Raw genomic sequence first — 9,788 nt, 5'->3', positions numbered from 1 at the left:
CGACTTCGGCGGCCACCGCATACGCACCGAAGGCATCGAGAAGAACACCCACGACAACCCCTTCGGCGCCGTCCTCTCCTTCCGCGGCACCCCCAGCGACACCACCGTCGAACACGCGCTCTCCGGCAAGGTCATCGAGCTGACCGACACCTTCCCGGTCCCCGACGCCAAGGCGTTCGAGGTCGGCCAGTGGTGGGCCGTCCGGGTCTCCCCGGTCGAGGGCGGCGGGCGCGACGAGCGCGAACTGCAGAAGCTCGTCGAGATCACCGAGATCGTCGACGCCACGCACATCCGGATCGGCTACCTCAACGGCTGGGAGCTCGCCGCCGGACGCACCCTGACCTGGACCCGCGTCGAACCGGTCCGCGACGCCCACGTCCGCAACATGGTCTTCGAGGGCGCCGGCCGCGACGAGTACACCGGCTCCCACCCGGTCAGCTACGAGTACGCCGTGGGCTGCGACGTCTCCGGCATCCACGCCACCGGTTCCTTCTGGCCGGTCATCATGCGCCGCTGGTGCACCCGTTTCCGCACCGAGAACTGCTCCCTGAAGAACCCGCCCACCGTCGAGTACGGCGGCGCGGGCTACCTCACCCAGCAGATCTACTGCCTGTACGGGCGGGTCGCGGACTGCACGACCAGCAACGTGCGCCACCTCAACGACCTCACCGCCTCCGCCTACTGCACCGTCGTCAACTGCCACGGCGACGGCGACGACGCGGGCGGCAACCCCTTCACCACCCACGGCCAGTACGAGCACGACCTGCTCTTCGACGGCAACTCCGGGCTGATGGACATCGCCAACTCCGGTGCGCAGTGGGGCATCTCCGCCAAGCGGATCACCGTACGACGGCACGTCTGCTCCTGGTTCACCGCCAACACCAAGATCACCGATCTGACCCTGGAGGACATCACGGTGATCGCCCGTCCCACCTTCGACCAGGCGGGCACCCTCACCGTCAACGCCGACGGGGCCCAGGTGCGCGGCTGCACCGCGAAGACCTTCGCCGTCGCCCAGCGCTCCGCCCGCTCCGGCCGCCCCACCACCATCAGCGACTGCTCCTTCGAGCCGCCCGCCGGCGCCGTCCTCGTACAGACCCCGGTCACCGCCCCCGTCCACTTCGTGCGCTGCACGTTCAAGGGCGTCGACGGCGCGATCCTGCGCGGCGCGGGCCCCGTCCACTTCACCGACTGCACCGTCATCGGCGCCGAGAACGCCGCCCCGCTCTCGGTCGGCTCGGCGGACCTGCGGATCGACGGCGGCCACTACGACAACACCGGCATCGAACTCAGCGCCGTGCGCGACCAGCGGATCACCCTCACCGGCGGGGCCCGCCTCACCGGCGGCAACAAGGCCGGGGCACTGCTCGGCCGAGCCGCCGGCCCGGGGAAGGTCACCTGGGACATCAACGGGATCTCCGGCGCCGTCTCCGGCGCGGACACCGCCCACATCCGCATAGCCGACGGCACCAACCACTACGCGGCGAGCGGCAGCCGCTTCACCGGCGGCACGCTCCACCTCGCCCCGGACGCCCTGGCCTCGGCCCTGCACACCGGGTGCGTGGAGGACGGCACGAAGCGCACCGCGATGCCCGCGAACGGCCCGTCGGCGCGCACGGACGGGAACCTGGTCCTGTGAGCGCCGTCGTCCGGACCGCCACCCCGGCCGACGACCCGGCGCTGGCCGGGCTGTGGCGGCTGTGCTTCGACGCCCCGCAGGTCACCGACCTGCACGCCCTCGACCCGGACCGCCACCGGCACACCTTCGTCGCGCAGAACGCCGTCGGCGACGGGATCGACGCGGTCGTCGTGTACGTGCCGAGGACGATCCGCGACGCGGACGGCGTCCCGCGGCCGGTCGGCGGCATCGGCAGCGTCGCCACCCGCCCCGAGGCCCGCGGGCGGGGGCTGGTGCGGCGGCTGCTGGTGGCGGCGGAGCGCGCCATGCGGGCCGAGGGGTGCGCCTGGTCGCTGCTGTTCACCGGCACCCCGGGCGTCTACCGGGGCTCGGGCTGGCAGGAGTTCGACAGCGCGTACACCGAGGGGATGCTGACGGGGAGGACGCTCGCACCGCCGTCCGCCGCGGGGCCGGCCTTCCGGGTCCGGCCGGCCACCGGGCGGGACGCCGCCGGGGTGGCCGCGCTGCACCAGGCGTACAACGCGGCCCGGCCGCTCAGCTCGCTGCGGAGCGCCGAGGACTGGGCGGTGCGGGTGCCCGCCTGGTACGGCCCGGCCGAGCGGTGGCTCGTGGCCGAGGACCCCGTCTCGGGGGCGCTCGCCGGCTGGATCGTGGCCCAGCACGTGGGGGAGCACGTCGAGGTGCGGGAGTTCGCGGGGACACCCGGCTGCCTGGGGGAGCTGTTCGCCGCGGTCGGCGAGCGGGGCCGGGCGGCGGGGCTGGACCGGGCCCGGGTCCGGCTCCCCGACGAACCCGGGGTCAGGGCCGCGCTGCCGGCCCTGCTGACGGACGCCCGGCGGGTGACGGAGCGGGTGGGCATGGCCCGCCCGCTGCACGCCACCGCGGAATCCGTCCGGGCCGCGGTCACGGCGCCCGGCGCGGTGCACTGGTACGGCGACTGCTTCTGAGCGACGGCCGGGGCGACAACGGCGCGGCGACGGGAACGCGAGGGCGGGAACGCGGCGACGGCCGCGGCGGGACGGTGTGCCCGCCGCGGCCGCCGCCGCGTCATCGTGTCATCGCCGGTTGGGCCGGGCCGTCACCGCTTGTCGGCCGGGTCCCGCTCGTCGTACGCCGAGGTCCCCGAGTCCAGCAGGGGCTCCTGGGTCTTGAGGTGCGCCGGGGCGAAGGCCCGCAGCACGTGGTAGCCGGTGATCACCACGATGGTGCCCAGCGCGATCCCGCTCAGCTCGAAGTTGTCGGTGATCTTCAGGCCGACGCCGCCGACGCCGATGATGATGCCCGCGGCGGCCGGGACCAGGTTCAGCGGGTTGCGCAGGTCCACCTTGGCGTGCAGCCAGATCTGGGCGCCGAGCAGGCCGATCATGCCGTAGAGGATGACGGTGATGCCGCCGAGCACCCCGCCGGGGACCGCGGCGACGACCGCGCCGAACTTGGGGCAGAGGCCGAAGAGCAGGGCGAAGCAGGCGGCGGCCCAGTACGCGGCGGTGGAGTAGACCCGGGTCGCGGCCATGACGCCGATGTTCTCCGAGTACGTGGTGTTCGGCGGGCCGCCCACCGCGGTCGACAGCATCGACGCGGCGCCGTCGGCGGCGATCGCGGTGCCCAGCTTGTCGTCCAGCGAGGAGCCGGTCATCTCGCCCACGGCCTTCACGTGCCCGGCGTTCTCGGCGATCAGCGCGATGACCACCGGCAGCGCGACCAGGATCGCCGACCACTCGAAGCTCGGCGCGTGGAAGGACGGCAGCCCGATCCAGTCGGCCTTGGAGACGCCCGACAGGTCGAGCCGCCAGTGGTCCACGGCCTCGGCGCCGCCCGCCGGGGAGTGGATCTTGCCGAAGACCTGGTCGAGGACCCAGGACAGGACGTATCCGAAGACCAGGCCCAGGAAGATCGCGATGCGCGAGAAGAATCCGCGCAGGCACACTACGGCCAAACCGGTGAACAGCATCACCAGCAGCGCCGTCCACTGGTCCTGCGGCCAGTACGTCGAGGCGGTCACCGGCGCCAGGTTGAAGCCGATCAGCATCACGACGGCACCGGTGACCACCGGGGGCATGGCCGCGTGGATGATCCGGGCGCCGAAGCGCTGCACCGCGAGACCGGCGAGGAGGAGCACCACCCCGACGACGAACACCGCACCGGTGACCACGGCGCTGCTGCCGCCGCTCGCCCGGATCGTCGCCGCGACCCCGACGAAGGAGAGCGAGCAGCCGAGGTAGCTGGGCACCCGGCCGCGGGTGGCCAGCAGGAAGATGGCCGTCGCGACACCCGACATCATGATCGCCAGGTTGGGGTCCAGCCCCATCAGCACCGGCGCGACGAACGAGGCGCCGAACATCGCGACCACGTGCTGGGCACCGAGGCCGAACGTACGGGGCCAGGAGAGCCGTTCGTCCGGACGGACCACGGCCCCCGGCGCGGGGGTCTTCCCGTCGCCGTGCAGGGTCCAGCGCACGCCGAGGTCCATGGTCGCTCCCTGGGGGTAGATACGGAGCCCACCGCCCCGATGGGCGTGGCGCTTCCGCCGAAATGATCAGCGCCATGGTAATGCCGGATCGCGGGGACCTCTCGGCCGGGCCGCAGGTCGGGAGCTTGCCCGGCCCCCGCCCGGCCCGGCCGGTGCGTCCCCCCGCCCGGGCCGTGGTCCGGGCGGGGGGCTCCGGCCTCAGGGACGCGGTTCGGCCGGCGCCGCCTTCGTGGCGCCCGCGTCCGGGGCCGGCGTGCGGCGGTCGCCCGCCCGCAGCACCCCGGCCCCCAGCACCAGGCCGAACGCCAGCACCGTCACCAGACCGAAGGAGACGATCAGCGAGGTCGCCTCGGCCAGCGAGCCGATCGCGGACGGGGCGATGAGCCCGGAGGTGTACGTGATCGTGGCGACCCCCGCGATCGCCTGGCTCGGGTTCGGGCCGCTGCGCCCCGCCGCCGCGAAGGCGAGCGGGACGACCACGGCGACCCCGAGGCCGAGGAGTCCGAAGCCGCACATGGCGAGCACCGCGCTCGGGGCGGTGACCACGAGCACGCCGCCCACCGTCGCGAGGACCCCGCCGACCCGCACGGTGCGCACCGCGCCGAAGCGGTCGACGACCTTGTCGCCGGCGATCCGGGCGACCGCCATGGTCAGCGCGAACGCCGTGGTGGAGGCTGCGGCGAGCCCGGCGGAGGTGTCCATCACGTCCCGGAGGTAGACCGCCGACCAGTCCAGGCTGGCCCCCTCGGCGAACACCGCGCAGAAGCCCACCGCGCCGATGATCAGCGCCGACTTCGGCGGCAGGGTGAAGCGCGGCGGCGGTTCCTCGTCCGGCTGACTGCGCAGGTCGAGCACGCCCTGGCAGGCCAGCAGGCCGAGCGCGGTGAGCACCAGGGCGGCCAGGGCGTGGTGCAGCCGGGCGTCGGTGCCCAGGTGCGCGGCCAGGGTGCCCGCCGCCGAACCGATCAGGGCGCCCACGCTCCACATCCCGTGCAGCCCGGACATGATCGACTTGTCGAGGCGGTTCTCCACCTCGACGCCGAGGGCGTTCATCGCCACGTCCGACATGCCGGCCGTCGCCCCGTAGACGAGAAGGGCCGCGCACAGCGTCAGCAGACCGGGCGCCAGCGCGGGCAGGACCAGTGCCAGCGTCCAGAGGGCGAGCAGCCCGCGCAGTGCGGTCCGGGCGCCGAAGCGGTGGCTGATCGCACCGGCCAGCGGCATCGCGAGCGAGGCGCCGATCGCCGGGAAGGCCAGGGCCAGGCCGAGCTGCCCGGCGCTGACCCCGGCGTGGTCCTGGATCCAGGGAACCCGGGTGGCGAAGCTGCCGGTCACCGCGCCGTGGACGGTGAAGACCGCGGCGATGGCGAACCTGGCCCGCCTCACCTGCTCCGTGCCGAAGACCGTCTCGGTGGAATCCGTTGTCATGCCGCCGTGCCCTCCCCTGGGATTCTTCCGCCGCCGGTGGCCCGGCGCTCGTTGTCGGCAGTGCGGGCCGTAAACTATCAGGAACCCTGCCTGATAAATAGTCCGCCCATGCGTCCGGTCCGGCGGAGATCTGGAAGGATCCCGGCATGCCCGCATCACCGAGCACCGCCCGAGCCATCAACGACCGGCTCGCCCTGCGACTGCTCCAGCAGGAGGGCCCGCTGACGGCCACCCAGCTGAAGAACCTGACCGGCCTGTCCCGTCCGACCGTCGCCGACCTCGTCGAACGGCTCCGGGAAGCAGGGCTGGTCGAGGTGGTCGGAGAGGCCGGCGCCGAGCGGCGCGGCCCCAACGCCCGGCTGTACGGGATCGTCGCCGACCGCGCCCACCTCGCCGCCCTCGACGTGCGCACCCGGGGCGTCGCCATGGTCGTCGCCGACCTGCTGGGCAACACGCTCGCCGAGGCCACCCTGCCCGTGGACGGCGCCACGGACACCGACACCGCCGCGGAACAGGCCGCCGCCCTGCTGGAGCGCATCGCGCGCGAGGCCGGCCCCGCCCCCCTGCACAGCGTCGGCATCGGCGCCCCCGGACTGATCGACCCGGTCACCGGCGACCTGCGCGACACCACCGGGCTGCCCGCCTGGCACCGGCGGCTGGTGCGGGTGCTCCAGGAGCGGCTGTCCGCGACCGTGCTGGTCGAGAACGAGACCAACCTCGCCGCCGTGGCCGAACACCGCAGCGGCGCGGCCCGCGACCGCGACACCTTCGTGCTCTTCTGGCTCGGCCACGGCGTCGGCGCAGCCGTCATGCTGGACGGCGTGCTCCGCCGCGGGGCCTCCGGCGGCGCGGGCGAGATCGGCTTCCTGCCGGTGCCCGGCGTGGTCGGCGCCCCCTCGGCGCTCAACTGCGACGGCGGCTTCCACTCGCTGGTCGGCTCCACCCCGGTCTGCGAACTGGCCGCCGCCCACGGCATCGTCGTGCCGCCCGGCCCGGCCGGGGGCGAGAAGGAACCGGGCGCGGCGTCGGCGGTGCGGGCCGCCCTGGCGGGGGAGGGCGGGCACGAGGCGTTCCTGGACGTCCTGGCCGAACGCCTCGCGCTGGGCGCCGCCGCCGTCGCCGCGGTCCTCGACCCCGGCTGCGTGCTGCTCGCGGGCGAGGTCGGTCACGCGGGCGGCGACGCGCTCGCGGCCCGGGTCGAGGAGCGGCTGGCCACGATGTCCCCGCTGCGCACCGAGGTCAGGGCCGGACGGCTGGGCGGCGGCGCGGTCCTGAGGGGCGCGCTGCTCGCGGCCCGGGACGCGGCCCAGGACGAACTGTTCGCCCCGGCGGGCTGAATCCGCCTGCCGGGCACTCCCCGGGACGCGGGCGAGCCCGACGGCGACCGGGGGCGATCCGGTCACCGTCGGGCGGTTCGGGGGAGGGGGTCAGCAGGCCCCGAGGTCCTGCCAGACACCCCATTCACCGGTGGAGCCGGGCGTCTCGCCCTTCGTCCACCACCGGGCCTTCCACCGGTGCGAGCCGTGGCTGACCGTCGTACCGGCGCCGTACTCGGATCCCGCGCTCCAGGCGGGGGCGGTGCACTCGCCGCCGGGAGCCGGGGTCGACGGGCCGGGCGACGGCGACGTGCCGGTGCCGGGCTCGACCCGGGTGGTGCCGCGCGCCAGGTCGGCGACGAGGGCGTACGACTTCCCGCCGAAGGTCACCGTCCAGTTCGACGGGGTGGAGGTGGGCAGGTAGTACACGAAGTCCACCTGCACCGAGGCGCCGGGCGCCAGGCTCTGCCAGCCGGGCAGCTTCAGCGAGACGCGGTTGTAGTCGCCCTTCAGGCCGCCGATGTTGTTGGCTGCGGTGTGGTCGCTGCGCACGATCGTGGTGCCGAAGCCGGACTGGTCCTTGGCGTTGGCGGGGGCCGAGGTCGCGTAGTCGAACTGGAACTCGGTGCCGCCGGGCAGCGTCGCCTTCGTGTTGTTGGTGATCTTCAGCTTGGGGCTGATCGGGTAGTTGGAGTCGCCGAGCGGGAACTGGTCGAAGGACACGTCGATGTCGAGCGCCTCGGTGGGCAGATCGACGGTGGAGCGCTTCGCGCCGTACGGGGCGGCCGACTTGAACTTCTCGTACATCGTCGAGGTGAGCGTGGAGCCCGGCTGGTACTGGCCCTTGGCGGCGTTCCAGTCGTAGTCGCCCGCGAGTTCCCAGATCATGGTGCCGCCGATGCCCTTGTCGACGACGTAGTCCGCCTTCGCGGCGACCGACTGCTCGTCCTCGGTGGACAGGAAGACCTTCTTCTCGGCGTTCCACAGCCAGGGCGCGACCAGCGTCGAGTCGTACTTGCGGGCGTAGGTGCCGGTCAGCTTCGTGTCGGCGGGGAAGCCGTAGTCGGTGACGTAGTCGCCGACGACCCCCTTCTCCAGGTTCTTCGCGTGCCACATGGGGTTGGAACCGGCGGGCGACTCCTTGCCCGCGGTGTCCAGGTCGTGCCAGAGGTTGTCGATGCCGACGGCGCCGTCACCGCACTTGGTCAGCCCCGCGCCGGCCGGGCAGTCGGTGGTGGCGGCACTGCCCCACAGCCCGTCCGTTCCGCCCTGCACGTTCTTGAAACCGCGGGTGTAGTACGGCAGGCCGATGTTGATCCGGCCGGACGGCATCGAACCGCGGAAGTAGTGGTACGCCCAGTCGGTGTTGAGGTAGCCGGTGCCGCCGTACTGGGAGGTCGAGTAGACGCTCGCCCGGGCGAGTTCGGCGTCCTTGCCGTCGTCGTACAGCGCGGCGTTCGGGCCGACGTACTCGTTCCACGCGCCGTGCAGGTCGTACGACATGATGTTGACGTAGTCCAGGTACTTCTGGACCTGGAAGGTCTCCATGCCGCGCAGCAGATAGCCCGACGAGGGGGCGGCCACGCTCAGCAGGTAGTGGGTGCCGTCGGCGGCGGACGCGCGGTCGAGCTTCTCGCGCAGGGTCTTCATCAGCTCGGCGTAGCCCTTGACCAGACCGGCCCGGCGGGCGTTGGACAGGGCCCAGTCCAGCGGATTGCCCGCGTCCTTCATGGTCGTGGGGTACTCGTAGTCGATGTCGACGCCGTTGAAGCCGTACTTCCTGACGAAGTCGACGGCCGAGTCCGCGAAGGTGTCGATGCCGGCCCGGTTGACCGAGCCGTCGGCGTTGGTCGCCATCGAGTAGAAGCCGCCGGAGTCCACCCGCTCGCCGTCGGCGCCGAAGTAGCCGCCGGTCTCGGCCCAGCCGCCCACCGACACCATGGTCTTCACGTTCGGGTGCTTCTTCTTGAACTTGGTGAGCAGGTTGAAATGGCCCTTGTAGGGGAGGCCGGGGTCCATCTCGGCGCCCGCGACACCCGGCCAGGTCATGCCGGTCGAGGCGTTCTCCGGGCCGTCGGGGCCCACGGAGAGCCTGTTGCCGCCGTCGACGTGGGCGAAGGCGTAATTCAGATGGGTGACCTTGTCCCAGGGAATGTCGGGGACGAGGTAGGCGGGCTTGCCGTCCTTCCCGGTACGCCAGTTGGTGAAGTACCCGATGACCCGCCGCTGATGGTCGGCGCCCATCTTCTCGCGGCCCTCGGTGTCGTAGACGGAGCAGTAGGGGACCTGGACGCCGGGGGTCCGGTAGAGCCCGTCCGGGCGACAGGACTCCTGGTCGGCGGCGGCCGACGGGGTGGCGGCGAGCGAACCCAGCAGCAGTGCGGCGACGGTGGCACCGGCCGCGAGCAGGGTGGCTCTCGCACGGGTGGGGGACAGCACGTTCGGTTCCTCCCGGGGAGGTTCGGCAAAAACGCAACTGGCAAGGGGGTGGGTCGTGTTGTTGCCCCGGGTGTGCGCACACCGCGGGACGGCTCCTCGGAGGTGACGCAGAGATTAAGAGGACTAGACCAGTGAGTCAATAGGTCTGGACCTTTAGGGGGTGGCCGTCCGTTCGCGCCCCGCCGTGCGCCCCCTTGTGAGCCAGTCCACAGCCGCTCACCCGCATGGCCCAGCGGTGGGCGTGGCACACTGACCCTGTACCAGTAGCAGCGCACTCCGGGGTCGGTGAAATTCCGAGCCGGCGGTTAAAGTCCGCGACCCGTCCGCATCCAGCGGCCGGTTGACCAGGTGAAATTCCTGGACCGACGGTTAAAGTCCGGATGGGAGGCAGTGCGCGGCGGGCCGTTTCACGGGTACGCCGCCGTCGGCGGGTGGTTTCGGGCGACCGATCCATCCGTTTTCCGGCATTCGGCGTTCCCCTGTCGCGTTCCCGCTC

6 protein-coding genes and 1 riboswitch are annotated in these 9,788 nt (G+C 72.7%); of the genes, 3 read left to right on the top strand and 3 right to left on the bottom strand.

Features of this window, described 5'->3' with window-relative positions; all coding sequences use genetic code 11:
• Nucleotides 1–1,639 (top strand): peptidase C14 (locus ACFYW1_RS37100; protein WP_389003884.1); only part of this gene is annotated, 1,639 nt, incomplete at its 5' end.
• A complete protein-coding gene (locus tag ACFYW1_RS37095; RefSeq protein WP_389003881.1) occupies nucleotides 1,636–2,586 on the top strand; it encodes a GNAT family N-acetyltransferase in 951 nt (316 codons plus the stop codon). The genes ACFYW1_RS37100 and ACFYW1_RS37095, both read left to right, overlap by 4 nt.
• Nucleotides 2,587–2,717: 131 nt before the next feature.
• Here ACFYW1_RS37095 and ACFYW1_RS37090 read toward each other — a convergent pair whose 3' ends face one another.
• Both ACFYW1_RS37090 and ACFYW1_RS37085 read right to left on the bottom strand, forming a co-directional pair.
• Nucleotides 2,718–4,109, bottom strand: coding sequence for a uracil-xanthine permease family protein (locus ACFYW1_RS37090; protein ID WP_389003878.1), 1,392 nt, complete (start codon nucleotides 4,107–4,109; stop codon nucleotides 2,718–2,720).
• A gap of 198 nt (nucleotides 4,110–4,307) precedes the next feature.
• Nucleotides 4,308–5,537, bottom strand: a complete 1,230-nt coding sequence (locus ACFYW1_RS37085; protein WP_389003875.1) for an MFS transporter — start codon at nucleotides 5,535–5,537, stop codon at nucleotides 4,308–4,310.
• A 146-nt stretch (nucleotides 5,538–5,683) separates the two neighbouring features.
• Here ACFYW1_RS37085 and ACFYW1_RS37080 point away from each other — a divergent pair, with 146 nt between their 5' ends.
• Nucleotides 5,684–6,874 carry an ROK family protein gene (locus tag ACFYW1_RS37080; protein WP_389003872.1) on the top strand — a complete coding sequence of 397 codons (1,191 nt, stop codon included), beginning with the start codon at nucleotides 5,684–5,686 and terminating at the stop codon, nucleotides 6,872–6,874.
• Between the two features lie 90 nt (nucleotides 6,875–6,964).
• On the opposite strand, the gene ACFYW1_RS37075 is transcribed toward ACFYW1_RS37080, so the two are convergent.
• The gene (locus ACFYW1_RS37075; protein ID WP_389003869.1) at nucleotides 6,965–9,292 is read right to left on the bottom strand and encodes a chitinase C-terminal domain-containing protein; all 2,328 of its coding nucleotides are present in this window, start codon (nucleotides 9,290–9,292) and stop codon (nucleotides 6,965–6,967) included.
• A gap of 267 nt (nucleotides 9,293–9,559) precedes the next feature.
• Nucleotides 9,560–9,690, top strand: a riboswitch (FMN riboswitch).
• Nucleotides 9,691–9,788 lie beyond the last annotated feature (98 nt).

This window comes from Streptomyces sp. NPDC002669 (genome assembly GCF_042889165.1).
Lineage (GTDB): Bacteria > Actinomycetota > Actinomycetes > Streptomycetales > Streptomycetaceae > Streptomyces.
Note: the sequence above shows the minus strand (reverse complement) of the source record. Positions and strands in the feature narration are given on the sequence as shown.